Here is a 24120-nt window from a genome sequence, read left to right on the forward strand (position 1 = left end):
CATGACCGCTGACAACAAGGGCGTTTCCGACTACGGGGGCTTCGCACCGCGCGCCGGTGCGAAGCCCGCCGTGCGCCGCCGCCAGCTTTCCGTCGACGAGTATGTCGCGGGCGTGCTCGCCGGCGACCGCACCATCATGGGCCGCGCCATCACCCTGGTGGAAAGCCGCAACGCCGAACACCGCAAGCTGGCGCAGCAAATCCTGGTCAAGCTGCTGCCTCACGCCGGCAAGGCCGCGCGCGTGGGCATCACCGGCGTGCCGGGTGTGGGCAAGTCCACCTTCATCGAGGCCATGGGCAAGCACCTGACGGCCCGGGACCACAAGGTGGCCGTGCTGGCCGTCGACCCCACCAGTTCACGCACCGGCGGCTCCATCCTGGGCGACAAGACCCGGATGAACGAGCTTGCCATCGACCCCAACGCCTTCATCCGCCCGTCGCCGTCGTCGGGCACGCTGGGCGGCGTCACCCGCACTACGCGCGAGACCATGGTGATCGTCGAAGCCGCCGGCTACGACGTGGTGCTGGTGGAAACGGTGGGCGTCGGCCAGTCCGAGACCATGGTGTCGGACATGGTGGACTTCTTCCTGGTGCTCATGCTGCCCGGCGCGGGCGACGAGCTTCAGGGCATCAAGAAGGGCGTGCTGGAAATCGCAGACATGATCGCGGTCAACAAGGCCGACGCCGACGAGAAAAAGGCCCGCCTCGCCGCCCGCGAGTACCGCACCGCCCTGCACATCATGACGCCCGCCAGCCCCAACTGGAACCCGCCGGTCCTCACCTGCTCCGCCCTCGCCAACAAGGGCCTGGCAGAGCTGTGGGAGAAAGTGGAGGAGCACCGCGCCAAGCTGACCGGGTCGGGAGAGCTTCCCGCCAGGCGCCGCGACCAGCAGCTGAAATGGATGTGGCAGATGGTCCGCGACCAGCTCATGGACGCGCTGGTGGAGCACCCGGAAGTGAAGCACCAACTGCCGGAGATCGAACACTCGGTCGCCGAGGGCGGGCTGACGCCGGCGCTTGCGACGCAGCGGATTCTCCAGGCTTTTGGCGTGAAGTTCGATGTCTGACGGTTGAGGTGCGAAGGGAGGCACGGCCTCCCTTCGCGCATCCCTCGATTAGTTGGTGATCCTGGCGATCATCGCGCGGGCGTCGCGCAGCACAACGTCTGGCAAAGTAGGGCGCCTGAGGAAGTCGGCCCAGGCGAACAGGTCTGCCAGTTCCGCAAATCGGCGCCAACCCTCGGGCAGCCAGCAGCCAGCCTCCAAGTAGCCCGCCGCAACCGACTCCGCGAAGGCCGGATCGTCGCCGAAGGGCGGGCGCAGGAGGTTGCCGAAGTCCGTCGCCGGTGTGCCGGCGTGGGCGAATTCCCAGTCAAGCACCGCCGAGACCTCGCCCGACTCGGTGCAGAGCAGGTTCCACGGGTTGAAGTCGCTGTGAACGAGGCAGGGCGCGCGGCACCAGTCGGCCAGCGCAGGCCCCTCGTGCTCAACGCAGGCGAACAGGGCCGCCGCAAGGTCCGGCCCGAGCCGGTCCGCCGCCGGACCGCCCGCGAAGATGTCTTCCAGGAACGCCAGCAGCCCCCCGCCATCCAGCGGCACCGGATGCGGCACCGTAAGGTCCGGGCCGAGAAAGCCTGACCGCTCGAACGACAGCGCGCCGTGAATGCCCGCCAGCGCGCGACCGATCTCTCGCCCCGGCGGAGTGCCCATCCGGTGCGGAGCCACGCCCGGCACGAAGGGGGACAGCGTGAACGGCAGCGGCGCCACGCCGGCGTGCAGCACCTCCGGCATCCGGATGGCGACACCGCACCGGCGGCTCAATGCCTGCTCGAACAGCGCCGCCTCGCCCACCCCCTGAAACAGGCGCAGGACCAGCGGCGGGCAGTCGCGGAAATCCAGGCGAAGGGTCGTGTGGGAAAGCCCGCCTGGCAGCGGGCGCACGTCCACAAGGCGCGCCGGGTCCACCACGGGCGACAGCATGGCGGTGACCGTCTCGCGGTGGGGCGAAAGGATGGGGCGGGTGCGCGGCCAGGAGTCCTTCATGGCAGGCAGGATACCGCCCGCGGCCCCGCCCGACCATATGACCTCAGCCGGGCGCGCCGTGGGCGAAGGGCAGGATCTCCGGCAAATGCTGCACGATCATGCGGCTTGCATCCTCCACGGTGGGGCGGATGTCGGCGATGATGGTGCCGGCGCCGGCGGCGGTAAGGGCGATGCCGGCGGCGAAGGAGGCGACGCGCTCACGCTTGGCGGCGGCGCGGTTGGTGTGGGCCAGGAGGGCGATGCCCGAAGAGGCGATGCACGCGCTGGCCGCGAGGTGCACGAGCCAGTCCATGACGTGTCTCCCGTTCGTTTGTCGTGGCTCAATCGTGACTCCAGCTGTGCCGGTGACGCCAGCGGCCATTCGGTGGCAATTTCCGGCCATTCCTGCCACAGGCGGCGCCGAGACCCGCCGCAATGGCTCTTTCGCAGGCGCCATATCAGCGTACGATGCGCAGCCTGCAAAGCCTGCCGGACGCCTCCGCCATCATGACCCTGCACGCCGCCTTCGCCTTCTTCGTGGCCGTCTACCTGCTGGGCCTGACACCGGGGCCGGGGGTGTTCGCCGTCATCGCGCGGGGGCTCGGGCAAGGGTTCTGGCGCACCCTGCCCTTCATCGTCGGCATTCTGTTCGGCAACATCACCTGGCTGACGCTCACCGTCTTCGGCCTGGCCGCCGTCGCCACCGTGCTGGGGCCACTGTTCCTGGGCGTGAAGATCGCCGGCGGGCTGTACCTGGCCTGGATGGGCCTGAAGATGTGGCGCAAGCGCGTGTCCGAAGAGGATATCGACGCCGCCGACGCAGGGCTGGAACAATCAATCTCACGCCGCTGGCTGTCGGGCTATGCGCTGACGCTCGGCAATCCCAAGCCGATCCTGTTCTACCTGTCGGTCCTGCCCAACCTGCTGAGCCTGGACGCGCTTGCGAACGGCGCTGTCTTCATGGCCGCGCCCATCGCGGCCGCGGGGATCGCCTGTGCCCTGATCCCCTATTGCCTGATGGCGTCGCGCCTGCGCGCGATCCTCAGGTCGGCGCGCGCACGGCGCCGCCTGAACCGCACCGCAGGCGCCATGCTGATGGGTGCGGGCGCCGCCGTGGTCGCCACTTGAACAATCGGGTCAAATTTCACTTGCACCCCGCGCCCAATCGGATTATTTCGACGCGACAGACGTATTCGCACGTGCCCCTGGCCCCGGCGGTCAAGCTACGACGTAACGCGGCTCTGGAAGTTCATTCGGCCCCCGGGCCGGTGCTTTACATCTGGAGAAGTGTCATGGTTGCGCAGCGCTCGCTGGGGCGAAGTCCCCGAATGATCTGACCGGTTCCCGGACCGTTTCCGGGCCATCCACAAGATGATCTTCGATTTCCGTCCCGGACCGGATGTCCGAGGCGGGCTTCCTATTTCACCTCCGCGCACTGCGGATGCTGATCCAGGGGGATACGGGGCATGGCCGTCAGCCACCACCGTTACATCGCCGACCACCACCGCGACAGCGGCCACGCCCTGTTCGTGTTCGGCAGCCTGATGGACAAGGACATCCTGTCCATCGTGCTCGACCGCGAGCCCACCGACGTGGCCGTGACCGACGCCGTCGTGCGCGGTTTTCAGCGCCGGCGGGTTTCGGACGAGTTCTACCCCGTCCTGGTTCCGCGCCCGGACGGCACCGTGGTCGGCCGCCTGGTCGAGGGCCTGAGCGCCGACGACCTGGAACGGGTCCACTTCTACGAGGGCGACGTCTACGAACTCGCCCCCGTGCACGCCACCACCACCTGCGGCCGCCGCGAGACGGCCAACGTGTTCCTCGACGCCGGCGACCTGAAGGTCTCGCGCGAGGGCTGGGACTTCGACGCCTGGCACCGACACGAGAAGCAGGAGGCACTGGCCCTGACCACCGCCCTCATGCGCTATTACGGCCGCATCTCGCTGCGCGAGGTGGAGGGCGTGTGGAACGAGATCAAGGACCAGGCCGAAAGCCTTTTCGCCTATGACGAAGAGGCCATGGCCGCCGAGGCGAAAGCCTACCCATAGGCGCCCAGGAGCGGGCTTGTCCGCCCGTTCCGTAACGCTGCAATAAAATCCCGAAAAACCAAGCGTTTGTGCCCATTTCGCGCCACAGGTGCGCCTAAAGGACTCCACCGCCATGACCGCCAAGATCGCCGATTTCCTCCGTGACTCCCGTCCCGCCACCCCTTGCCTGGTGCTGGACCTGGACGTCGTCGCCGACAACTACCGCTCGCTGACCACGGCCCTGCCCAGCGCGCGCGTCTTCTATGCCGTGAAGGCGAACCCGGCCCCGGCGATCCTGGCCCTTTTGGTGGAGGCCGGCTCCAGCTTCGACTGCGCCTCCATCCCCGAGATCGACATGGTGCTCGAGGCCGGCGCCACCGCCGACCGCATCAGCTTCGGCAACACCATCAAGAAGGAGAGCGACGTTGCGGCGGCCTTTGAGCGCGGCGTGCGCCTGTTCGCCTTCGACTGCGAGGCGGAGCTGGACAAGATTTCCCGCGCCGCGCCGGGCTCCCGCGTGTTCTGCCGCATCCTGACGTCCGGCGAGGGCGCGGAGTGGCCGCTGTCGCGCAAGTTCGGCTGCGAGCCCGACATGGCCGAGGAGCTTCTGCTGGCCGCCCGCTTCAAGGGTGTCGAGCCCTACGGCGTCTCCTTCCACGTGGGCAGCCAGCAGCGCGACCTGGCGCAGTACGACGCGGCGCTGGAAGAGGTGGCGGGCATCTTCAAGTCGCTTTCGGCCAAGGGCCTGGACCTGAAGATGGTCAACATGGGCGGCGGCTTCGCGACCAAGTACCTGGTGGACATCCCGACCGCCGAGGAATATGGCCGCGCCATCCACGAAAGCCTGCTGCGCCACTTCGGCAACCGCCTGCCGGAAACCATCATCGAGCCGGGCCGCGGCATGGTGGGCAACGCCGGCGTGATCCAGTCGGAGGTCGTGCTGATTTCCAAGAAGTCGGCCAACGACAACCGCTCGTGGGTGTACCTGGACATCGGCAAGTTCGGCGGCCTGGCCGAGACCATGGACGAAGCCATCCGCTACCCGATCCACAGCGAGCACGACGGCGGCGAGACCCAGGACGTGATCCTGGCCGGCCCCACCTGCGACTCGGCCGATATTCTGTACGAACATGCCGGCTATCAGCTTCCCAAGGCGCTGAAGATCGGGGACAAGGTTGAGATTCGCGCCGCCGGTGCGTATACCACGACGTATGCGTCCAACGGTTTCAACGGCTTCGCGCCCCTGAAAGAGTACTACATCTGACCCTGACCGGCTGACCCGGGCCCGCCTCGGCGGGCCCCGCGCCCAAGCCGCCTGCATGTGAAAGTTCCCCCGCCATGATGATCGTGCGCGAACTGCCGGGTCACGGCCCTGCCATCGACCGGCTTCTTGAAAAGGCCTTCGGCCCCGGACGCCACGGCAAGACCGTGTACCGCCTGCGCCAGGAGGTGCCCTCGGTGGCCGCCCTGAACCTGGTGGCGGTGGAAGGGTCGGAGGTCGTGGGCACCATCCGCTTCTGGCCCATCGTCATCGGCCCGCGCCGCGTGCCGGCCGTGCTGCTGGGCCCCATCGCGGTGGACGAGGATTACCGTTCGTTGCGTATCGGCTCGCAGCTCATGAATGCCGCACTGGAGCGGTGCGCCGACGAAGGCCACCGCATCGTCATCCTGGTCGGCGACGAGCCCTATTACCGCCGCTTCGGCTTCCGCCGCGACCTGTGCCTGGACCTGGACCTGCCCGGCCCGGTGGACCCGGCGCGGTTCCTGGGGCTGGAACTGGTCGACGGCGCCATGAACGGCCTGACCGGCATGATCGACCGCCCTACCCCGCAGGAGCTGGAGGCCCCGGCCACCGTACCCGTCCTGCCGGGCACCAACGCCGCCGCGGCGGCCAAGAAACAGGTGTGGGTTCGCCGGGCGCAAGCGGAAACCCTCGCGGCCGTCACAGCCGCCTGAAACGGGCACGGACCGGCCCCGCCACAAGGGACGCGGCCGGCGGCACAAGCCCCGCCCATGATCGACAACGGCGCCCGCCGCGTACGGTCGCCGTTTCTTCATGCCGGCGCCTTGGCGAGCGCGACGGCAAGGCGCGGCGGCGCGCACACTGCGGCGACGATTTCGATTTGCGGCCCGGCGGGAACGCCTCAGCCTCATTGCAGCGTAGCGCGCTTAACAGGCTACCTCTCATGGCCCGTTCCCCGGCGGGGTTCCGGTAGGCAGACTTGAGCCCAACCCTCAAGCGTCTCATGCGCGTGGAACCATGGCTCTGCCCACCGACATCTGCCTGACCGTCGATGCGGAATTCAGCATCGCCGGCGCCTTCCACGACCCTGGCCTCCGCCGTCCGGTGGCGGGGCAGACGGGCGTGGAACGGACGGTGGAGGCCGCCGGGCGAACGCTGGAGGCCCAGGGCCCGAAGGCTTGGCTGCGGCGCCTGCGGCGGGGGGCGACATGACCCCGGCGCCACACATGGGCGGCGGCGAGGCAGCGGCCTCCATGCCCCTTGCCAAGCGGCTGGCGCGGCTGCTGCTGGGGGAATACGAGCTGTATGCCGTCTACGGCTTCGACCTGTCGCGCGCCGGCCGCCGCGACCTGTCGCCGCTGGAGCGCCAGGGCTTCAGCTTCCGCCCCATCACGCGAGAAGACGTGAGCGCCGCTGCCGACGAGGGCCTGCGCGCCCGAGCCCACTACGCCGGAGAGGGCGCAGACAGCTTCGGCGTCTTTCACGAGGGCGACCTGGTCTGCGCGCAGTTCTACTGGCACGGAGAGCGCTATCGCAACGCCCGCAACTTCTGGCCGCTGGCCGATGACGAGGCAAAGTCGGTGGAGTTCTACACGGTCCCCCGCCTGCGCGGACGCGGGCTCGGGCCGGCCATCAAGGCCTATTCGGCCCAGGCGATGAAGGCCAAGGGCTTCCGCCGCATCTTCAGCCGCGTCTGGCATTCCCACACCGCATCCCGCCGGGCCAACGAGAAGGCCGGCTGGAAGCACGTGGCCACGGTGATTCACATTTATCCGTTGAACCTGGAAAAGCGGATCCGGTTGGTGCGTCGGCACCGCTCGGCCATCTGATCCGCCGGCCTCACCAGCCGCCGAAGCGCTTCCACTTGTCCACCACCTCGCCCTTGTCGAGTACATGATAGGCGTCGAAGCAGGCCGCCGTCATGCAGGCATGGTTGGGCATGATTCGGACCTTGGCGCCGACGGGCAGGCGGCCCCAAATATCATCATCATGCACGGCGCATAGGCCGTGTTCCTGCGCCATGTCGGTGACGAACAGGTTGGGCAGCGGCCGGCCCGACAGGTCGCAGACGACGCCATATGCGACCTCCGGCTTCAGTTCGGTCGCGGAGACGTCCTTGGACAGCGCCAGCGCGCCGGCATCCAGCAGCAGGTGGCCGGAATGACGGTTGTGGCCGATGACGCTCGCCAGCACCGACAGCGCCAGATCGCCCGCCTTGCATACCCCCAGCATGAGCTGATGGACATCCATGAACATGTAGACGCCCGGCCGCATCTCGGTAAGGCCGGAGAAATCCTCGCCCAGCATGGCGGTCGGCGTAGAGCCGCCGGAGACCACCGGGCACGGCAGCCCGGCGTCGCGCAGGCGTTCGGCGGCGTGGACCAGCCCTTCCCGCTCCGCCCAGGCGACGGAGCGGATCTCGAAGGTGCCGCGGCAGTGGTAGCTCTGTCCGGCGTGGGCCATCACCCCCGCCAGCCGTGTGCCCGGCCCGGTGTGGATGGCGCGGGCGACGGGCAGCAGGTCCGCCCCGTCGGGCAGGACGCCGGCGCGATGGCCGCCCACGTCGATCTCCACCAGCATGTCGAAGGTCACGCCCAGTTCGGCGGCGCGGGCGGAGACGGCCTCCGCCATCGGCACGTTGTCCGTGATCAGCGTGATCTTTGCGCCCTTCTCCACCAGCGGCGCCAGCCCCTCGATCTTTCCAGGCACGGCGCCAACGGCATAGAGGATGTCCTTGAAGCCGTGTCCGGCAAAGCCGCGAGCCTCGGCGACAGTCGACACGGTTATCCCACCGGCCTGCCCCTCCGTCGCGAGCATGGCGACCTCCGGGCACTTGGCGGTCTTCAGGTGCGGACGAAGCGCCACGCCGGCGGCGGCCATGCGGCCGTTCATCGCCGCCAGATTGGCGCAGAGCACCGGCAGGTCGAGAAGAAGCGAAGGCGTCGGCAGGTCGGCGGGACGAACCAAGGATGCTATTCCAGCTTTGTCAGGGCGGCGGAGTTGATGCAGTAACGCAGGCCCGTGGGCGCCGGACCGTCGTCGAACACGTGCCCCAGGTGCGCGTCACACCGATTGCATAGCACCTCGACGCGCACCATGCCATAGGAGGTGTCCCTCTCCTCCCGCACATGGTCGGGCTCCACCGGCGCGGTGAAACTGGGCCAGCCGGTGCCGCTTTCAAACTTGGTGCGGCTGTCGAACAGCGGCAGGCCGCAGCAGACGCAGCCGTAGAGGCCGGGTTCGTGGGTGTGGCAGAACTCGCCGGTGAAGGGCCGTTCGGTGCCCTTCTTGCGCGTGACGCGGTACTGCTCCGGCGTGAGCTGCTCACGCCATTCCTCGTCGGACTTGACGATCTTTTCCATGGCCGCACCTCCGTCTCACATGCAAAAGACGGCCGGCGATATCCACCGCCGGCCGCCGAATTCGGTCTGCCCGGACCCGGTCAGATCCCGAAGAACGGTTGAAAGAGTCTGGGCACCATGCCGGTAAACCGCAAGGGGGCGTCGGTCACGGCCAGGCACAGGCAGGGCTCACCCTCGTCCGCCACCGGCTGATGAAGCATGCTTTCGTCGGCGCAGGCCACGTCGCCGCGGACGAAGCTGCCCATCTCGTCCGAGAAGCCCCCGGCCAGGACCATGGTGTATTCCGGGCCGTTGTGGCTGTGCTGCGGCATGGCCGCACCGGGCTTGATGCGGAACAGGCGCGCCTTGGACGTGCCCGACACCGGAAGATCCAGACCCTTGACCGCCGGCCCCATGGAGCGCCACGGCAGGCTGTCGATCCCGCCCTTGAGATACGAGCGCAGGGGTTCGGGGATCAGGGTGCGCGTGGCGTCGTCGACACGGGGCGCCGGCCGGACCATGGGCACGGGCTCGGGCTCGTCGAGGCGGGCCATGACGGCGGCTAGGCTGTCTTCCGACAGCAGCTCCGGCTCCATGTCCTCCACCAGGACGCCGCCGATCTCTTCGGCTTCGGCCACCCGGGCTCGGCAGGTCGGGCAGAGCGCGGAGTGGGTGGCCACCATCAACGACAAGCCTTCGTCCAGGCTGCCTGCCGCATAGGCCACCAGCAGATCGTCGCCGGGGTGATGATGGATCTTGGTCATTCCACGTCGTCTCCCAATACCGACCGCACCTTGCGGAAGGCAAGCCGCAGCCGGGATTTCACCGTGCCCAGCGGCAGATTCAATTCTTCAGCAATCTCGGAATGCGGCTTTTCTTCATAGAAACTGAGCCGTATGACCTCCGCCTGCTCGGGCGGCAGGGTGCGGATCGCCTCTCGCACCAGGGTCTCACGCTGGCGGGCCCCGACACTGTCGTCGGCCCTCGGCGTCTCGTCCGGCGTCAGCGCCGGGTCGTCGGGATCTAGCTCCGGGCGTTTCTCGCGCCGGATCAGATCGATCCTGAGATTTCGCGCCACGGCAAAGATCCAGGTGCCGGCCGCGGCCTTCGCCGGATCGTACAGGTGGGCCTTGCGCCAGACCGACACCATGGCCTCCTGAGCCACCTCCTCGGCTTGTGTATCGTCCGCGCCGAGCCTTCGCATGTAGGCCTTCAGGCGAGGCGCGTAATGCTGGAACAGGCGGGCAAACGCCTGCTTGTCCCGGTCCCGCCCGACGGCGACGAGGCAGGCCCCGGCGTCGAGCTTCGACAGTTCCTCATTCACCGGAAAAGTCATGGCCGACCTCCGGCGCGTGAACCCGGCGCCGCCGGCGCGACTGCCTGCGGGGCCCATGGGCGGGGGCGACGGCCTGGCCTCGCCTGTGTGTGCTGTCTGGACACTCATGCCCTCCCTTACGCGGCCTCGTCCAATGGTGGATCACAGACCGTGCATTCATCCAGTATCGGGTGACGAAAATCTTGGAAACCGGATCGTGACCGATCATATCATTCCCAAAGCGATATCCTTAAGGGTACCGTAACGCCCAACCGCGCCACTGGATACATCGGATCGTCGTTTCATGCAGGAAGCCGCTCCCGCTCCACCGCCCGCCGCCCGGCGTCTGCGCGTTGCCGTCGTGGGATCGGGCATCGCCGGCCTGTCCTGTGCGTGGCTCCTGTCACAGCGCCACGACGTGACGGTGTATGAGAAGGATTCGCGGCCCGGCGGCCATTCCTACACGGTGACGGTCCCCACGCCCGAGGGGACGGTCGCGGTGGACACGGGATTCATCGTCTACAACGACGCCACCTATCCCAACCTGCGGGCGCTGTTCGATCACCTGGGCGTGCCCACGGTCGACAGCGACATGAGTTTCGGCATATCGGTCGATCACGGTCGGCTGGAGTACGCGGGCTCGACCTCCCGCGCGAGCCTCTTCGCGCAGCGCCGGAACATCCTGCGCCCGCGCTTCTGGTCCATGTTGCGCGACCTGGTGCGCTTCTATCGCACCGCCCCCGGCCTGCTGACCGAGCCGGGCGCCGAGGCGCTGACGCTGGGGGAGTACCTGGACCGCGAGGGCTACGGCGCTCCCTTCGTCGACGACCACCTGCTGCCCATGGGCGCGGCCATTTGGTCGGCGGCGGTGGAGGACATGCGCGGGCATCCGGCGACGGAGTTCATCCGGTTCTGCGACAACCACGGTCTGCTCAAGCTGCGCGACCGACCCGTGTGGCGGACGGTCGCCGGCGGCAGCCGGGAATATGTCAGCCGCCTTGCCGCCCCGCTTGCCGGCGGCCTGCGCCTGGGCGTCGGCGCGGCCGAGGTCTGGCGGCAGCCGGAGGGACCGTGCATGGTGGTCGACACCGACGGCGGCGCGGAGCGCTTCGACCACGTTGTGCTCGCCTGCCATGCCGACCAGGCCCTGGCGCTGCTGCGCGATCCGTCTGCGCGCGAGGCGGCGGTGCTCGACACCTTCCGCACCCAGCCCAACCAAGCCTGGCTGCACACCGACCCCCGCCTGATGCCGCGCCGGCGCAAGGCCTGGGCCAGTTGGAACTACCTGTCCCACACGGGCCGCGACGGCCGCTCGGCGGTCTGCGTCACCTACTGGATGAACCGCCTGCAACCGCTGGCGACGAAGACCGACCTGTTCGTCACGCTCAACCCGGATACGCCCCCGCGCGACGAGGCCGTCCTGGCGCGCATCGCCTACCGCCACCCTCTGTTCGACCGCCGGGCCGCCCGCGCCCGGGACCTGCTCTGGGGCTTGCAGGGCCGGCGCAACACCTGGTTCTGTGGCGCCTGGTTCGGCGCCGGCTTCCACGAAGACGGCCTGCAGGCGGGCCTTGCCGTTGCCGAGCAGCTTGGCGGCGTGCGCCGACCGTGGGCTGTTGAAAACGAGTCTGGCCGCATTCCACTGCGCGACCGCGCCAGGCCGTTCCCGGGCGCCGAGGAGGTGTCGGCATGACGATGGAAGCCGCCGACGGCGCGCTCTACGCCGGAACCGTCATCCACCGCCGCTTCGCGCCCCGCACGCACCTACTGCGCTACCGGGTGTTCTCGCTGTTGGCGGACCTGGACGCCCTGCCCGCCCTGGACACGCGGTTGCGGCTGTTCGGGTACAACCGCCGGGCCGTCCTGTCGCTGCACGACCGCGACCACGGCCCCGGCGACGGCACGCCGCTGCGCCGCTGGGTCGACACCGAACTGACGGCGGCGGGCGTGGATCTCGGTGCTGGCGGGCGCGTGCGGCTGCTGTGCTATCCCCGGCTGTGGGGCTTTGTTTTCAATCCGTTGAGTGTTTACTGGTGCCACCGCGCCGACGGATCGCTGGCCGCCGTGCTGCACGAGGTCAACAACACCTTCGGCCAGCGCCGCGTCTATCTGATTCCCACCGAGGCGGCCGAGACGGCGGACGGCGGCACGGTGCGCCAGACGGCGGCCAAGGACTTCTACGTCTCGCCCTTCATACCCATGTCCATGGAGTACCGCTTCACCCTGCGCCCACCCGGCGCGGCGGTGACGGTTGCCATCGACGAACACGACCGCGACAGCGGAGAGAAGATCCTGCACGCCTCGTTCACCGGCCGCGCCCGCCCGCTGACCGACGCCGCCATCGTCGGCGCCGTGGCGCGGCACCCGCTGATGACCGCCAAGGTCATCGCCGGCATCCACTGGGAGGCGCTCAGGCTGTGGCGCAAGAAGGTGCCGCTGCAACCACGGCCGCCCGCGCCCGACCGGCTGGTGACGGTGGTCGGGCGCGGCCCCGCCCCCGGCGAAGGCCACGCCGCCTGATCCCGGCGGCTTTCCACCGACACCGACGAAGAGACACGGACCGCCCGCCGACATGCCACCATCCGACACCGCCGCCGCCACCTACACGGCTCCCGCCGCCCAGGCGCTCGCGCGCGACCGGCAGACGCCGCCGCCGCGCCTGGGGCCTTGGGGCCGGGCCGTGCTGCCCTTCCTGAGCCGGCTGGAGGTGGGCCGCCTCACGCTGGTGGACCCGGAAGGCCGGCGCGCGGTGTTCGAGGCCGAGCATCCCGGCCCCCACGGCGAAATTCACCTGCGCGACGTGGATTGCCTGCGCCGGCTGGTCACCGGCGGGACGGTGGCCTTCGCCGAGGCCTACCGCGACGGCGCCTGGGACAGCCCGGACCTGACCGCCCTGGTGGAACTCGCCGCACGCCATACCCATGCTCTGGAAACCCGCTTCAAGGGCCGGCCGCTGGCGCGCGGGCTCAATCGGATAATGCACCGCCTGCGCCGGAATTCCCGCACCGGCAGCCGGCGCAACATCGCCTATCATTACGACCTGGGCAACGGCTTCTATCGCCGCTGGCTGGACCCATCCATGACCTACTCATGCGCCCTTTTCGACCGCCCCGACCAGACGCTGCACGAAGCCCAGGCGGCGAAGCATGCCCGTCTGGCGTCTCTGCTGGAGGTCGGTCCCGGCGATCATGTGCTGGAGATCGGCTGCGGCTGGGGCGGCTTTGCCATCCATCTGGCGCGCACACACGGCTGCCGGGTCACCGGCCTGACGCTGTCGACCGAGCAGCACGCCTGGGCCACCCGGGCGGTGCGCGAGGCTGGGCTGGCGGACCGGGTGGACATCCGCCTGCAGGACTACCGCGACGTCACCGGCACCTACGACGCGCTGGCCTCCATCGAGATGTTCGAGGCCGTCGGCGAGGAGCACTGGCCGCAGTACTTCCGCGTCTGCCACGACCGCCTGAAGCCGGGCGGCCGGGCGGCGTTGCAGGTCATCACCATCGCCGAGGACCGCTTCGACCGCTATCGCCGGGGAACGGACTTCATCCAAAAGCACATCTTTCCCGGCGGCATGCTGCCCAGCTCCTCGCGCCTGCGGGACGGGCTGACCGGCACCGGCTTGGCCGTGACGGCGGAAGACGCCATCGGCCCCCACTACGCCCAAACCCTGCGGCACTGGCGGGCCGCCTTTCAGCAGGATTGGCCCGCCATTGCCCGGGAAGGCTTCGACGAGGCGTTTCGGCGGCTTTGGACCTACTATCTGTGCTACTGCGAGGCCGGGTTCCGCGCCGGAACCATCGACGTGGTTCAGCTCGGCCTGCAGCGGCCGGCGACGTGATCCGCCCCCTCTGGTCTTCCCGTACCTCTGGAAACGGGATGATCGGTGAGAAAGATGCGAATCGAGGATTTCAGGAACCAGACGCCGCGGTTCGCGCCGGAGGACTATTTTTCCGGGCAGACCCGCGCCTGGGGCCTGTTTCTCGACCGCTTCGGCGGGCTGCGCCGGCAGTTCGTGGTGGACATCGCGGGCACATGGGACGCCGGGTCAAGCCGCCTGACCCTGGATGAGAGTTTCCGGTACGAGGATGGTTCCACCGAGACACGCACCTGGACGCTCCGGCGCCACGAGGGCGGCCGCTACGAAGGCTGGGCCGGCGACGTGATCGGCACGGCGCGCGGTCGATGCCTGGGAAATGCCTTTCACTGGCGGTACATGCTTGCGGTGCCCATGGGCGGCCGGACCGTCAGGCTGGCGTTCGACGACTGGATGTTCCTTCAGCCGGGCGGCGTCCTGCTCAACCGCGCCACGGTCTCCAAATGGGGACTGGATGTGGGGACGGTCTCCATCGCCTACAGCAAGACGGCCGAGGCCGATGCTGAGATCGCGGCGGCCACGGGCGTAGCGGCAACCCAGGCGCAAGGGCCGGTCGCCGACACGCTCAGAACGCGGCGATCCGCCGCCGAAAGAAACGCAGCACCGGCCCGATCACCGGCAGCATCTCGTAGAGGCCGGAGGCGGCGTCCCAGTGATCGACGTGGGCGGTGACAAGGCCCTGGGTGTCCAGGTGAACCTCGGTCATCCCGTCGGTCGCCCAGGCCCTGCCGCCCAGCTTGCGCAGGCGTCCGCTCATGTGCCAGCGCAGGAAACCGACATCACCCTGCTCTGCCATGCAGCGATGGGTGATGGTGAACGTGACGTCGCCGACGTCCTGAAAGGTCCGTTCCAGCACGGCCAGCATGGCGCCGCGGCCCTGGACGTCGTGGAACGGGTCCTTGAAGCGCACGTTCTCGGCAGTCACCCGGCGCATCTCGGGCAGGGTTTCCGGACGCAGGGCGGCAAGCAGGTTCGCATACGCTTCGAACCCCGCTATCCGTACCTCTTCCTGTGTCGTTCTCATGCTCGACACTCCGCAGCCCTTTACCGGTGTCGGACCATGCGCCGTGTAAGCGCGAAATACAACCCTTGTGGCAGTACTTTCGCAAGCTTCATAAAGAGCGTCATTCGGAATGGAAATGCGATTTCGAACCGTTTGGCATCAAGTCCCCGCACGATCTTTTCAGCGGCGAAGTCCGGCTCTACAAGAAACGGCATCGGAAAGTCGTTCCGCTCGGTCAGCGGTGTGCGCACGAACCCCGGATTGATGATCGACACGAAGACACCACAGGACTCCAGCTCGGGCTTCAACGCCTCGGCCATGTTGTTGAGCGCGGCCTTGCTCGCGCCGTAGGCGGCAGCCGTGGGCAGTCCGCGATAGCCGCTGACCGATCCCATGATCGCCACATGGCCGGCACGGCGCGCCACCATGCGCGGGACCACCGCCGCCAGCCCGTGTACGACACCCATCACATTGACCTCCATGAGCGTGCGAAACGGCTGGGCGGAGAATATCCGGCCGTCGACGGGTTTGTGCGTGCCGGCGTTGAAAACCGCCAGGTCGACCTCGCCAAGGTCGCGGCGAATCGCCTCGGCGGTCGCGGCCATGGCGGCCTCGTCGGTCACGTCGACGGGAAACGGATGCAAACGCGGATGCTCCGCCGCCAGTGCCTCCAGGTCCGCTTCGGTGCGGGCCGAGACGGCCACCGTGGCTCCGCGCCGCGCCAGTTCCAGCGCCAGGGCGCGGCCGATGCCCTTGCCCGCGCCGGTCACCCAGGCGACGCGGGCTCCTTCGACCGTGCGCTGTCTGCGTCCCGCCGTGGATTGCTCGTTCATGACGATTCTACGCATGGCGGGGCCGCCGGAGATCATGGAAATGTCATACGCCGCACCGGCGTCTTCCCAAAACGAATGAAAACGCATCAAAGCGCGTCTTATACGCCGGGATACGTCCGAAAAGGCTTGAATGCCCATCGCAGGACCCCCAGCTTCATCGTCGCGAACACATCCACGAGCCCGACACCCTCTGCAGGAGCCGGACCCATGACGCTGCCTTCTTCCGATCGCCCGCTTCCGCCGCTGCGGCTTCCGGATCCGCGCGACGACCGGACGGGCGGCTTGCGCGCCTATCTGTCGGCCATTCACGCCCTTCCCGTCCTGACCGAGGACGAGGAACGCCGGTTTGCCGACGCCTGGGCGCGGGAGGGCGACATCGACGCGGCGCACCGGCTGGTCACCGCCCATCTGCGCCTGGTGCCCAAGGTGGCGCGGCAGTTCCGCGGCCAGGGCATGCCGCTGTCGGACCTGATCGGCGAGGGCAACATCGGGCTGCTGCAAAGCCTCAAGCGCTATGACCCCGACAAGGGCTTCCGCTTCGCCACCTATGCCCGCTGGTGGATCCGGGCGGCGATCCTCAACCATCTTTTGCAGGACTGGTCGCTGGTGAAGATCGGCACGGGCACCGGCAACAAGCGCCTGTTCTTCAATCTGGCCAAGGCCAAGCGCGAGATGGGCCTGATCGGCACCGAGAACATGACGGACGCCGACATCTCGCGCCTGGCCGAGCGCCTGGACGTGAGCCCGTCCGACATCGTGCGGATGAGCCAGCGGCTGTCGGGCGGCGACCTGTCTCTGGACCATCCCACCGGAAGCGACCCGGACGACGGCCGCACCGGCACGCTTATGGACACCCTGGCCGACGAGCGCCCGGACCAGGAGGCCCAGCTTGCCGACCGGCAGGAAAGCCATTGGCGGCGGGAGAAGGTGCGCGAGGCATTCGGCGTGCTGGACGAGCGCGAGCGCACCATACTGGCCCGCCGCTACCTGACGGGGCGGCCCCACACGCTCCAGGCCCTGGCCGCGCTGTACGGCGTGACGGCCGAGCGCATCCGACAGATCGAGGCCAAGGCCATCAACAAGATGCGCCAGGCGATCACGGCGGCGAAAGCGGCGAAGGCCGCCAAGGCGAGCAAGGGGGCAGCCGGGCCGGCGCGCCGCCGCGCCCGCCCCGGCGCGCCCGTTCCCGCCGCCACCTGACGCGCGTCGGTTCAATACCCGCTCGACAATTGACGCCCCGCTCCGTCCGGCCATACTGGGCACCGCCCGCCGGCCGGCGGGGCGTCGTGTCGTCTGGAGGAAGCCGCATGCATTTCGCGCCGGAAATCGACCACCCCGTGCTCAAGGCCCTGTTCCGGCACTGGGTGGCCGCACGCGGCGACCGCCTGATGCCCGAGCCCGGCGCCATCGACCTTTCCGTCCTGCCGCCCGACGTGCGGCGCCACGCCGTCGTCTATGCGTGCGAGCCGGCGGCGGCTGCGGGTGAGGACTGTCCCCGCTTCCGTCTGGTGCAGGTGGGCGAACAGGCGCGCGAACGTTATGGCGCCGACGCCGAAGGCCGCTTCGTCGACGAGGTGGTGCGCGCCCATGACCTGGACGTGCTGATACGGGTTCTGGAAAGCGTGCGCCGCGATCGCGTTGTCCATTGCTACCGCACCATGATCACGCTGGCCGGGGGCGGCGCCGTGCCGCGCGCCAAGCTCCTGCTGCCGCTGGGGACCGAGGACGGCGTCGTGACCGGCGTGTTCGGCGGACTGGTCCAGACAGCGGCCCCCGACCACGGCACCCTCGACGACACCTATCACAGCCGTTTCGTGGCCCTGGACGCGCTGGAGGACCGGCCGGAGAATTTCTCCTGATTTCTCCCGCCGCGGGACGATCAGCGCCAAAAGACGATCATGAGCGACAACATGATTACAAGGCCGGCGAAGGCGGTGCCCATGATACGCAGATCACGGAAGCCGCGCTCGGCATAGCGGAGCCGCTGGAACGTGATGACCACGCCCCGGCGGGTCCGGCGGGAAATGATGCGGCGCGCCCTGGCCATGCCTGCAACGCCGGCGCGCATGGCACGCGCCGGTTCGACGGCGCGCCACAGCCGCACCGACGGCTCAAGGATGTCGCCCGCGGGAACCGGGGGCAGTCGCCTCCCGGCACGTTCCGCCACAGCGACCATCAGGAACAGCGCCAGCCCCAAAAGTACCGGCCACGTCGTCGCCCATAGGTGAGAGCGGGAAAACACAAGGTGCAATGGCTCGTGGTGAACGCCCATGACGATTTGCCATGGCAGCACCATCGCGCCCACGGCAGCCAGAGCGGCGGGAAGCGGTCCCGAGCGGCCGTCCTGCGACCGGCGGGGCGCGGCGTGGATGGCCAGCCAAACGATGCGCGCCATCAACAGCGCCGTCGCGACGGATGTGAAGGGAAGCAGTTGCGCGGCCACGTCATGCCATACGCCCGGCAGCCGGTGCTCTTCCTCCTTGATCCACAGCTTGGCTACGGCTCCGCCGGTCGCGGGCGCCGCGGCAAGCGCCAGGGACAGGACCACCAGCACAGCGCGCCGCACCGCTCCCACGGCTGCGCCCGCGCGGTCCATCGCCAGCAGCAAGCCGCCCTTGCAGAAGCCATGATGCACCAGAAACAGCGCCAGGACGGGCAGCACCGCGGACCACGTATGCGGTTCAGCGGCCGCGACGGCCGTGAACGCCGTCAGCAACCCCATCTGGCTGACCGTCGAATAGCCCAGCGCCGCCCGCGCCTCGCGCTGCAGCAGGCCAAGCAACGCCCCCAGGAAGGCCGCGGCGAGGCCGGCGGTCAGCAGCGCCGGAACAGCCGTTTCGAGGGCTGCCCCGGCGTCGGGCAGGAAGCGCAGCCATCCGACGGCGGTGCTCGTCAGCAGAACACCGCCCATCACCGCGGCGCCGACGGGTGGCGCCGCCCGGTAGACCAGCGGCAGCGCCACGTGGAGCGGCAGCACACCCAGCTTGCTGCCCAGCCCGAAGTACAGCAGCCATACGTACTCCGCGCCGTCCATGCCTGCTGCCATCAACAGGAACGCCACCAGCGCAAGGAATTCGCCCAGAAGGGCCAGGCCCAGATAGATCCTGGCAGCGCGGCGTTCCTCGGGGTCGTGCCGTCCCGTTTCGACCAGTCCGTAGGACGCGACCGTCATGATCGACAGGAAGACGTAGAACGAAACCATGTCCAGCGCGACCACGGTCCCAAGGCTGCCCACCATGGTCAGCAGCAGGCACAGCACCGGGAAACGGCGCCCGAACGGCCGGCCACGCACCAAGTGCAGCCCCGCCAGGCTCCACATGGCCGCTACCTGAACAAGCAGAACGCCGGCGACGTCGTCGAATCCCAGGCTCAGGCCCAAGACCAGCGGCTCCACCGTCGCACTCGCCCTGCCCGGCGCCCAGATCGCCGCGACCAGGGCCGGCGCAGGCGCCACGACGGTCAGCGCCGGGACCAGCCGCCGCAACGGCGTCACCAGCAGAACCGCGAGGATCAGGGGCGGTGCCGCCACCGCCGCCAGGATGGTCCAGCCGCTCATGGGAACCGCTCCCGCGCCACGATGCTTTCGATGAGCGCGAGCGGCCCGCCCTCCCACGGCACCAGCCCGGCAAGCAGGACCAGAAGCGCCGTGAACAACGGGGGCAGCAGAAGCAGGGCCTTCGCCTCGTTCCGGCCCCCGGGCGTGCCGGCGGGAAGCGGTCGCAGCCATGCCGCATGCAGGATGGGCAGGTAATAGGCCGCGTTCAGCAGCGCACTCGCGATCAAGACCGCCACGACCCATTCAAGGCCGAGGTTCAAGGCCCCGAGCCCGAGGTACCATTTGGTCACGAAGCCCGCCAGGGGCGGGAGCCCGATCATTCCCAGCGCGGCCACGGTGAATGCGGCCATCGTCCACGGCATGCGGCGGCCGATCCCGTTCATCTCGCTGACCTTGTGGATGTGCGCCGTCTCGGCCAGGCCACCCGCGCAGAAAAAGAGCGTGATCTTCATGACGCCGTGATTGATCATGTGGACGAGGCCGCCGACAAGGGCCAGCGGCCCGCCCAGCGACACGCCGAGCACGATGTAGCTGAGCTGGCTGATCGTCGAGTAGGCCAACAGCCGCTTGAGGTGATCCTGCTGCAATGCCCGCAGGGACGCGAAGATGATGGTGAACGCCGCCACCCCCGCCACCACCTGCGTGAGCCCCATTTCATGGGCAGTGACGCCGTAGACGTCGTGAATGATGCGGATGACGCCGAACGCGCCGGCCTTGACGACGGCGACGGCATGCAGCAGCGCGCTGACGGGCGTCGGCGCCACCATGGCCGCCGGTAGCCAGGCGTGCAGCGGAACGATCGCGGCCTTGGATGCCACGCCGACGATCAGCAGACCGAAGATCACGCTCAGCGCCACCGGATGATCCGCCGCGAGCGCAGCAACGTCGCGCCCCTGCGCGGCAAAGCTGACGTCGCCGCCGACCAGCGCGTGAAGCCAGGCGGCGCCGCCGAGAAACGCGGTGCTCGCGCCCAGCAGAAATGCAAGATAGACGGCACCGGACCGCAACGCCTTGGGCGTGCCGTCGTGGACGATCAACGGCCAGGTGAAGATCGTCAGGGCCTCGTAGGCCATGAAGAACGTAAGCAGGTTGCCCGCCATGGCAATGCCCATGGTGGCCGTGATGCACAGGCTGAAGAACCCGAAGAAGCGCCGGCTTTCCCGGTCGCCCTCGATGTAGCCGATGGCGTAGACCGTCGTCGCCAGCCACAGGACCGACGACAGGGCGACGAACAGCGTGGCAAGGGCATCCAGCCGAAGCATGATGTCGAAACCGGGCGCGAAGCCCACCGACACCTCCAGCGGCGGCTGCCCCTCGATTGCTCGCCAGACGACGTACCCGGCGAGCCCGACCTTGATGATTGCGCCGGTCAGGTTCAGGGCGATCCTGGTGCCACCGCGGTTTTCGGGCAGCAGGAAGATGCCGATCCCCGGCACGAAAGACGAAAGCAGTATGAGGATTGGGACCAGTGCCTCGCTCACGGCGCGCCTCCGCTCAGAGCCGTCTGGACCACAGATCCCACCCAGTCACCGCTCAGGCCGAGCGCCACCGATCCCAGGGCCAGGGCCAACGCCGCCAGTTCAAGTGATTTCGGCGTCGGCTTGTAGCGCCGCTCCGGCACCTCGTCGCGGCGTCGCATTGCCGGTGCGAGAATGCGCAACACATAGCCCATGGCAAGCAGGCTGCCGGCAAGCAGCACGAGAGCCCACCACCACTGACCGGAGCCCAGGCTTCCCTGCAACAGGGTCCACTTTCCGACAAAGCCACCGCCCGGCGGAAGCCCCGCCAGCGTCAGGCCTCCGGCGCCGAAGGTGAAGACCGTCATCGGGCGTACATGGACGGCGTCCCTCACGGCCGGAAGCCTGTCGTGACCGACCGAGGCGACCACCAGCCCGGCGGAAAGAAACATGGCGCTCTTGGCCAGGGCATGGCTTGCCATGAGCACCCCGACGCCCCCGAAAGCCATGGAGCGCCAGGGCTCCTGCCCGCCCAGGAGCGGGAGGGCCAACAGCAGGTAGCCGAGTTGCGCCACCGTGGAATAGGCAAGAATCAGTTTCAGCCGTCGCTGCCGCAGGGCCTGGACACCACCCCATATGATGGCGCCGGCGCCCAGCACCCCCAGGGACTGCCGCAGGACCTCTCCCGGATCAAGCGGCCCGAACACCTCTATCCACAGGCGCAGCAGGACATAAAACGAGCTTTTCACGACCAGTCCCGACAGCAGTGCGCTCGCGGGGGGTGGGGCCGACCCATGAGCCGGCGGCAGCCAGCCGTGCAACGGGAACAGGGCGGACTTGCCCATGAGGCCGACGATCATCAGGGTCATCGCAAGGCCGACCGCCGGGTCGTGGCTCAACCGTTCCGACGCCATGCGAAGGTCCAGGACGCCGACCGTCCCGTACAGCAGGGCCACGCCCATGAGGAAGGCGGTCGCGCTCGCCAGGGTCACGAACAGGTAGCGCAGCGCGGCCTGCATCACGCGCGCCCGCCCTTCCAGGGCTACCAGGGCAATGGACGCAAGCCCCGACAGTTCCAGCGTCACGTACAAGTTGAACATGTCGCCGCTGAGAAACAGGGCATTCAAGGCCGCGAGCAGGAACATCAGAAGCGGCTGGAACCGCCCTGTCAGGACCGGCTCACCCTCGGCATGGAAGTAGCGGCCGCCGTGCACCGCGACGGCAAGCCCCACCGCGCTGGCAACCAGAAGCATGACACCCGACAATCCGTCGGCGCGCCATTGGATGCCAAGGGGCGCGGCCCAGCCGCCAAGCGAAACCGTCACCGGTCCGGCAGTCCCGATAATCCACAGAAGCACGACGGCCGAGATCAGCGCCGCCACGCTGGCGGCGACCACGATCACCTGCGCCCCGCGGCGTCCGGCAACGAAGCTGAGCCCGGCGGCGAGAAGATAGGGCACCACGGCGCCGACTGCGGCGACAGTGGGAAGAACGGTCGCACCCATGCCTACTGCTCGCGCTCGGCGGGGGACGTGACGTGCGCCTCGGCTTCGGAACGCTCCTCGCGCCGACCCACCGTTTCCTCGCGAAGCCGCCGCACCAGGGCAAGGCCAAAGCCGCTGAGGGACACCGAAATGACAATGCCCGTCAGCACCAGCGCCTGAGCAACCGGATCGGCGCGGCCGTCGCCTCCCTTCGGCACCGCCGCAACCAGGACAAGAAAGGTGCCCGAGGCCATGATGCTGGCGCCGATAACCCGGATCACCATGTCGCGGCGCATGAAGACGCCCGCCAGCCCGGCCGCGAACAGGAAGCCGCCGGTCAGCATGTAGAGCACAGCCTGATCCACGTGTCCCTCCATTACACGTACCGCGACCGGCCGGGAACAAGTGTGACCATGCTGCCGAGACAGGCGCCGATGGACAGTGTCAAGGTCGCTTCGATCGTCAGAATCAGTGGCTTGGTCAGCCCGTCCGGATATTCAAGAAAGCTGTTTCCCAGCGCGAGCATGAGCGTGGCGATGCTGGTGAAGACGACAACCCCCGCCGCCGCCGCCGCACGGACCCACGCCGCGTCCGGGTCGGGATACTCGGCAAGGCGGGTCATGAAAATGACGCCGACCATGCCCCCCAGCATGGCGCCGCCCTGGAACGCGCCGCCTGCTTCGCTGGCACCGGCGTACCAGAGATACACGGCCAGCAGGATGCCGATGGGGACGGCGCGCGCCGCAAACCAGTTCATCGCCGGCATCCCGTGGCGCTCCGGCTGAACGGTGTGTCCGGCCGGCCATATCCCGCGAATGGGCTGGAGGAAGATAACGCCGACCAGCGCCACAAGAAGCACCGTGATTTCCAGCAGGGTATCGAAGGCGCGGTAGTCGAGCAGTACCGCGGTCACCGGGTTCTTGACCGCACCATTCTTCTGTTCTTCCGCCACGACCGGTGCCAGGGCTGCATCGCCTCCGGCGGTGCCGGCCGCGATCACGGCGATGGAGAAGGCGACAAGAACCGCCGCCGCACCCAGCCCGGTGTACAACTGGCGCTGCCTCAGTCGCCGCCCGGAGGGTTGCGGACGGCGGCCGACAACCCGCCGCATGTAGCCAAGCGTGCCGAAAAACAGGATGACCACCATTTCGATGACGGCCTCGATCAACGCGAGGTCGGGCGCCCCGAGGCGGAGCCACGCGACCGCCATCAGCAGTCCGAAGGTTCCGAACAGGATGGCGCTGTCCAGCGCATCTCGCGCGAGAAGGGCGAAAAGCGCCACGCCGGCAAGGACGAGGCAAAGGCCGATGTCGAAGATCGTTGCGCCAAGGGTCACGACCGTCTCCCCCGGTCCTCGCGCGGCCACTCCTCCGTGCGCTCCTGCTCGGGACGGGTCCGCGCGGCCCAGGCGACGCCCTGGGCTACGGTGGCCGACGCCGCCGCCCCCAGCACCAGGATGATGAGGTACTCCACCATGGCCCAGACTGATGCCGCCTCGACGATGCGGGCCAGCACGATCAGCCCGAAGCCGGCGGTGCCGGCCACCCCGACGGCGTGCAGGCGGGCAAGGGGGTCCCCCAGGCGCAGAAAGGCGATGACGGCGGCAGCGAAGAACAGGGCTCCCGCCACCAGCAGGACGCCATAGATGATGTCGAGGATCATCCGGCGTCTCCCCTGTCGCCGCCCTCGCCGCCGTCGCTCCCGAGCATCCAGAAGCGCAGGACCAGCGTGTATCCGCCGATGATCGACAGGGCGAGGAAGACGAGCGCGATGTGGCGCGCCGCTTCATACCCCATCAGGCCGCCCACCAGAAGGATCTCGACCACAAGAAGAAGCGACGCCATCTCGTAGATCAGAATCCGGTTGGCCAACCCGGGCAAGCGCAGGCAAGACATCATGATGACGAACCCGATGAGGCCAAGAAGGGCCACACCCCAAGTCAGCGCTTCCATGGCGTTGCACCTCCG

At 68.5% G+C, this 24120-nt stretch carries 28 protein-coding genes; 13 read left to right on the top strand and 15 right to left on the bottom strand.

Features of this window, described 5'->3' with window-relative positions:
* Position 1: 1 nt before the first annotated feature.
* Positions 2 to 1066 (top strand): methylmalonyl Co-A mutase-associated GTPase MeaB, encoded by a 1065-nt coding sequence (gene meaB / locus LG334_RS14460; protein ID WP_404379089.1) that lies wholly within the window; start codon positions 2 to 4, stop codon positions 1064 to 1066.
* Between the two features lie 48 nt (positions 1067 to 1114).
* On the opposite strand, the gene LG334_RS14465 is transcribed toward meaB, so the two are convergent.
* Both LG334_RS14465 and LG334_RS14470 read right to left on the bottom strand, forming a co-directional pair.
* Positions 1115 to 2041 (bottom strand): phosphotransferase family protein, encoded by a 927-nt coding sequence (locus LG334_RS14465; protein ID WP_404379091.1) that lies wholly within the window; start codon positions 2039 to 2041, stop codon positions 1115 to 1117.
* 43 nt (positions 2042 to 2084) lie between these two features.
* Entirely contained in the window at positions 2085 to 2333 is a 249-nt protein-coding gene (locus tag LG334_RS14470; protein WP_404379093.1) for a hypothetical protein, read from the bottom strand.
* A gap of 155 nt (positions 2334 to 2488) precedes the next feature.
* Here LG334_RS14470 and LG334_RS14475 point away from each other — a divergent pair, with 155 nt between their 5' ends.
* The 6 genes from LG334_RS14475 (at position 2489) to LG334_RS14500 (ending at position 7119) form a co-directional block, all read left to right on the top strand.
* Positions 2489 to 3148, top strand: a complete 660-nt coding sequence (locus LG334_RS14475) for a LysE family translocator (RefSeq protein WP_404379095.1) — start codon at positions 2489 to 2491, stop codon at positions 3146 to 3148.
* A gap of 338 nt (positions 3149 to 3486) precedes the next feature.
* Entirely contained in the window at positions 3487 to 4068 is a 582-nt protein-coding gene (locus LG334_RS14480; protein ID WP_404379096.1) for a gamma-glutamylcyclotransferase family protein, read from the top strand.
* 112 nt (positions 4069 to 4180) lie between these two features.
* On the top strand, positions 4181 to 5311 hold the full coding sequence (locus LG334_RS14485; protein ID WP_404379097.1) for a type III PLP-dependent enzyme: 1131 nt from the start codon (positions 4181 to 4183) through the stop codon (positions 5309 to 5311).
* Positions 5312 to 5385: 74 nt separating this feature from the next.
* On the top strand, positions 5386 to 6003 hold the full coding sequence (locus LG334_RS14490; protein WP_404379098.1) for a GNAT family N-acetyltransferase: 618 nt from the start codon (positions 5386 to 5388) through the stop codon (positions 6001 to 6003).
* 304 nt (positions 6004 to 6307) lie between these two features.
* Positions 6308 to 6502 (top strand): hypothetical protein, encoded by a 195-nt coding sequence (locus LG334_RS14495; protein ID WP_404379099.1) that lies wholly within the window; start codon positions 6308 to 6310, stop codon positions 6500 to 6502.
* Positions 6499 to 7119 carry a GNAT family N-acetyltransferase gene (locus LG334_RS14500; protein WP_404379100.1) on the top strand — a complete coding sequence of 207 codons (621 nt, stop codon included), beginning with the start codon at positions 6499 to 6501 and terminating at the stop codon, positions 7117 to 7119. The genes LG334_RS14495 and LG334_RS14500 overlap by 4 nt, the downstream gene beginning before the upstream one ends.
* Positions 7120 to 7129: 10 nt before the next feature.
* Here LG334_RS14500 and LG334_RS14505 read toward each other — a convergent pair whose 3' ends face one another.
* The 4 genes from LG334_RS14505 to LG334_RS14520 all read right to left on the bottom strand — a co-directional run bounded on the left by LG334_RS14505 (position 7130) and on the right by LG334_RS14520 (position 9967).
* On the bottom strand, positions 7130 to 8257 hold the full coding sequence (locus tag LG334_RS14505; protein WP_404379102.1) for an alanine racemase: 1128 nt from the start codon (positions 8255 to 8257) through the stop codon (positions 7130 to 7132).
* A gap of 5 nt (positions 8258 to 8262) precedes the next feature.
* Positions 8263 to 8652, bottom strand: a complete 390-nt coding sequence (gene msrB / locus LG334_RS14510) for a peptide-methionine (R)-S-oxide reductase MsrB (RefSeq protein WP_404379103.1) — start codon at positions 8650 to 8652, stop codon at positions 8263 to 8265.
* Positions 8653 to 8732: 80 nt separating this feature from the next.
* A complete protein-coding gene (locus tag LG334_RS14515) occupies positions 8733 to 9395 on the bottom strand; it encodes a ChrR family anti-sigma-E factor (RefSeq protein ID WP_404379105.1) in 663 nt (220 codons plus the stop codon).
* Positions 9392 to 9967: a sigma-70 family RNA polymerase sigma factor gene (locus LG334_RS14520; protein ID WP_404379106.1), complete on the bottom strand. Its 576-nt coding sequence runs from the start codon at positions 9965 to 9967 to the stop codon at positions 9392 to 9394. The genes LG334_RS14515 and LG334_RS14520 overlap by 4 nt, the downstream gene beginning before the upstream one ends.
* Before the next feature lie 283 nt (positions 9968 to 10250).
* Between LG334_RS14520 and LG334_RS14525 the strand changes: the two genes are divergently transcribed.
* Genes LG334_RS14525 through LG334_RS14540 form a run of 4 tightly spaced genes read left to right on the top strand, consistent with a single transcriptional unit; the run spans position 10251 to position 14492 of the window.
* Complete coding sequence (locus tag LG334_RS14525; protein WP_404379107.1) at positions 10251 to 11639, top strand: NAD(P)/FAD-dependent oxidoreductase; 1389 nt, start codon at positions 10251 to 10253, stop codon at positions 11637 to 11639.
* A complete protein-coding gene (locus tag LG334_RS14530) occupies positions 11636 to 12466 on the top strand; it encodes a DUF1365 domain-containing protein (protein ID WP_404379108.1) in 831 nt (276 codons plus the stop codon). The genes LG334_RS14525 and LG334_RS14530 overlap by 4 nt, the downstream gene beginning before the upstream one ends.
* A 52-nt stretch (positions 12467 to 12518) precedes the next feature.
* The gene (locus LG334_RS14535) at positions 12519 to 13784 is read left to right on the top strand and encodes a class I SAM-dependent methyltransferase (protein WP_404379110.1); all 1266 of its coding nucleotides are present in this window, start codon (positions 12519 to 12521) and stop codon (positions 13782 to 13784) included.
* A gap of 54 nt (positions 13785 to 13838) precedes the next feature.
* Complete coding sequence (locus tag LG334_RS14540) at positions 13839 to 14492, top strand: DUF3833 domain-containing protein (RefSeq protein WP_404386388.1); 654 nt, start codon at positions 13839 to 13841, stop codon at positions 14490 to 14492.
* Here LG334_RS14540 and LG334_RS14545 read toward each other — a convergent pair.
* On the bottom strand, positions 14386 to 14844 hold the full coding sequence (locus LG334_RS14545) for a nuclear transport factor 2 family protein (protein WP_404379111.1): 459 nt from the start codon (positions 14842 to 14844) through the stop codon (positions 14386 to 14388). The genes LG334_RS14540 and LG334_RS14545 overlap by 107 nt on opposite strands.
* A 20-nt stretch (positions 14845 to 14864) precedes the next feature.
* Positions 14865 to 15743 carry an SDR family NAD(P)-dependent oxidoreductase gene (locus tag LG334_RS14550; protein WP_404379113.1) on the bottom strand — a complete coding sequence of 293 codons (879 nt, stop codon included), beginning with the start codon at positions 15741 to 15743 and terminating at the stop codon, positions 14865 to 14867.
* 120 nt (positions 15744 to 15863) lie between these two features.
* On the opposite strand from LG334_RS14550, the gene LG334_RS14555 reads away from it, so the two are divergent.
* Positions 15864 to 16856, top strand: a complete 993-nt coding sequence (locus LG334_RS14555; protein WP_404379114.1) for an RNA polymerase factor sigma-32 — start codon at positions 15864 to 15866, stop codon at positions 16854 to 16856.
* Between the two features lie 107 nt (positions 16857 to 16963).
* Positions 16964 to 17515 (top strand): hypothetical protein, encoded by a 552-nt coding sequence (locus tag LG334_RS14560; RefSeq protein WP_404379115.1) that lies wholly within the window; start codon positions 16964 to 16966, stop codon positions 17513 to 17515.
* 20 nt (positions 17516 to 17535) lie between these two features.
* On the opposite strand, the gene LG334_RS14565 is transcribed toward LG334_RS14560, so the two are convergent.
* The 7 genes from LG334_RS14565 to LG334_RS14595 are packed head-to-tail and all read right to left on the bottom strand — an operon-like array spanning position 17536 to position 24105.
* The gene (locus LG334_RS14565) at positions 17536 to 19212 is read right to left on the bottom strand and encodes a proton-conducting transporter membrane subunit (protein WP_404379117.1); all 1677 of its coding nucleotides are present in this window, start codon (positions 19210 to 19212) and stop codon (positions 17536 to 17538) included.
* Entirely contained in the window at positions 19209 to 20693 is a 1485-nt protein-coding gene (locus LG334_RS14570; protein WP_404379119.1) for a complex I subunit 5 family protein, read from the bottom strand. Before LG334_RS14570 ends, LG334_RS14565 begins: the two co-directional genes overlap by 4 nt.
* Positions 20690 to 22174, bottom strand: a complete 1485-nt coding sequence (locus LG334_RS14575) for a complex I subunit 5 family protein (RefSeq protein ID WP_404379120.1) — start codon at positions 22172 to 22174, stop codon at positions 20690 to 20692. Before LG334_RS14575 ends, LG334_RS14570 begins: the two co-directional genes overlap by 4 nt.
* A gap of 2 nt (positions 22175 to 22176) precedes the next feature.
* Complete coding sequence (locus tag LG334_RS14580) at positions 22177 to 22518, bottom strand: sodium:proton antiporter (RefSeq protein ID WP_404379121.1); 342 nt, start codon at positions 22516 to 22518, stop codon at positions 22177 to 22179.
* A gap of 11 nt (positions 22519 to 22529) precedes the next feature.
* Positions 22530 to 23489, bottom strand: a complete 960-nt coding sequence (gene mbhE / locus LG334_RS14585; RefSeq protein ID WP_404379122.1) for a hydrogen gas-evolving membrane-bound hydrogenase subunit E — start codon at positions 23487 to 23489, stop codon at positions 22530 to 22532.
* On the bottom strand, positions 23486 to 23815 hold the full coding sequence (locus tag LG334_RS14590) for a cation:proton antiporter (protein ID WP_404379124.1): 330 nt from the start codon (positions 23813 to 23815) through the stop codon (positions 23486 to 23488). The genes mbhE and LG334_RS14590 overlap by 4 nt, the downstream gene beginning before the upstream one ends.
* Positions 23812 to 24105, bottom strand: a complete 294-nt coding sequence (locus LG334_RS14595; RefSeq protein WP_404379125.1) for a hypothetical protein — start codon at positions 24103 to 24105, stop codon at positions 23812 to 23814. Before LG334_RS14595 ends, LG334_RS14590 begins: the two co-directional genes overlap by 4 nt.
* Positions 24106 to 24120: the final 15 nt, after the last annotated feature.

The sequence above is a fragment of the Caenispirillum salinarum genome (assembly GCF_044803115.1).
GTDB classification, from domain to species: domain Bacteria; phylum Pseudomonadota; class Alphaproteobacteria; order Rhodospirillales; family Rhodospirillaceae; genus Caenispirillum; species Caenispirillum salinarum_A.

Excerpts from the sequence above, each read along its gene's own strand:
- LG334_RS14475 (WP_404379095.1), top strand. The coding sequence starts at position 2,489 with ATGCGCAGCCTGCAAAGCCTGCCGGACGCCTCCGCCATCATGACCCTG.
- LG334_RS14595 (WP_404379125.1), bottom strand. The coding sequence starts at position 24,105 with ATGGAAGCGCTGACTTGGGGTGTGGCCCTTCTTGGCCTCATCGGGTTC.
- LG334_RS14545 (WP_404379111.1), bottom strand. The coding sequence starts at position 14,844 with ATGAGAACGACACAGGAAGAGGTACGGATAGCGGGGTTCGAAGCGTAT.
- msrB (WP_404379103.1), bottom strand. The coding sequence starts at position 8,652 with ATGGAAAAGATCGTCAAGTCCGACGAGGAATGGCGTGAGCAGCTCACG.
- LG334_RS14480 (WP_404379096.1), top strand. The coding sequence starts at position 3,487 with ATGGCCGTCAGCCACCACCGTTACATCGCCGACCACCACCGCGACAGC.
- LG334_RS14555 (WP_404379114.1), top strand. The coding sequence starts at position 15,864 with ATGACGCTGCCTTCTTCCGATCGCCCGCTTCCGCCGCTGCGGCTTCCG.
- LG334_RS14575 (WP_404379120.1), bottom strand. The coding sequence starts at position 22,174 with ATGGGTGCGACCGTTCTTCCCACTGTCGCCGCAGTCGGCGCCGTGGTG.
- LG334_RS14520 (WP_404379106.1), bottom strand. The coding sequence starts at position 9,967 with ATGACTTTTCCGGTGAATGAGGAACTGTCGAAGCTCGACGCCGGGGCC.
- LG334_RS14525 (WP_404379107.1), top strand. The coding sequence starts at position 10,251 with ATGCAGGAAGCCGCTCCCGCTCCACCGCCCGCCGCCCGGCGTCTGCGC.
- LG334_RS14465 (WP_404379091.1), bottom strand. The coding sequence starts at position 2,041 with ATGAAGGACTCCTGGCCGCGCACCCGCCCCATCCTTTCGCCCCACCGC.
- LG334_RS14590 (WP_404379124.1), bottom strand. The coding sequence starts at position 23,815 with ATGATCCTCGACATCATCTATGGCGTCCTGCTGGTGGCGGGAGCCCTG.
- LG334_RS14515 (WP_404379105.1), bottom strand. The coding sequence starts at position 9,395 with ATGACCAAGATCCATCATCACCCCGGCGACGATCTGCTGGTGGCCTAT.
- LG334_RS14485 (WP_404379097.1), top strand. The coding sequence starts at position 4,181 with ATGACCGCCAAGATCGCCGATTTCCTCCGTGACTCCCGTCCCGCCACC.
- LG334_RS14550 (WP_404379113.1), bottom strand. The coding sequence starts at position 15,743 with ATGCGTTTTCATTCGTTTTGGGAAGACGCCGGTGCGGCGTATGACATT.
- LG334_RS14535 (WP_404379110.1), top strand. The coding sequence starts at position 12,519 with ATGCCACCATCCGACACCGCCGCCGCCACCTACACGGCTCCCGCCGCC.
- LG334_RS14470 (WP_404379093.1), bottom strand. The coding sequence starts at position 2,333 with ATGGACTGGCTCGTGCACCTCGCGGCCAGCGCGTGCATCGCCTCTTCG.
- meaB (WP_404379089.1), top strand. The coding sequence starts at position 2 with ATGACCGCTGACAACAAGGGCGTTTCCGACTACGGGGGCTTCGCACCG.
- LG334_RS14500 (WP_404379100.1), top strand. The coding sequence starts at position 6,499 with ATGACCCCGGCGCCACACATGGGCGGCGGCGAGGCAGCGGCCTCCATG.
- LG334_RS14530 (WP_404379108.1), top strand. The coding sequence starts at position 11,636 with ATGACGATGGAAGCCGCCGACGGCGCGCTCTACGCCGGAACCGTCATC.
- LG334_RS14490 (WP_404379098.1), top strand. The coding sequence starts at position 5,386 with ATGATGATCGTGCGCGAACTGCCGGGTCACGGCCCTGCCATCGACCGG.
- LG334_RS14495 (WP_404379099.1), top strand. The coding sequence starts at position 6,308 with ATGGCTCTGCCCACCGACATCTGCCTGACCGTCGATGCGGAATTCAGC.
- LG334_RS14565 (WP_404379117.1), bottom strand. The coding sequence starts at position 19,212 with ATGAGCGGCTGGACCATCCTGGCGGCGGTGGCGGCACCGCCCCTGATC.
- LG334_RS14540 (WP_404386388.1), top strand. The coding sequence starts at position 13,839 with ATGCGAATCGAGGATTTCAGGAACCAGACGCCGCGGTTCGCGCCGGAG.
- LG334_RS14560 (WP_404379115.1), top strand. The coding sequence starts at position 16,964 with ATGCATTTCGCGCCGGAAATCGACCACCCCGTGCTCAAGGCCCTGTTC.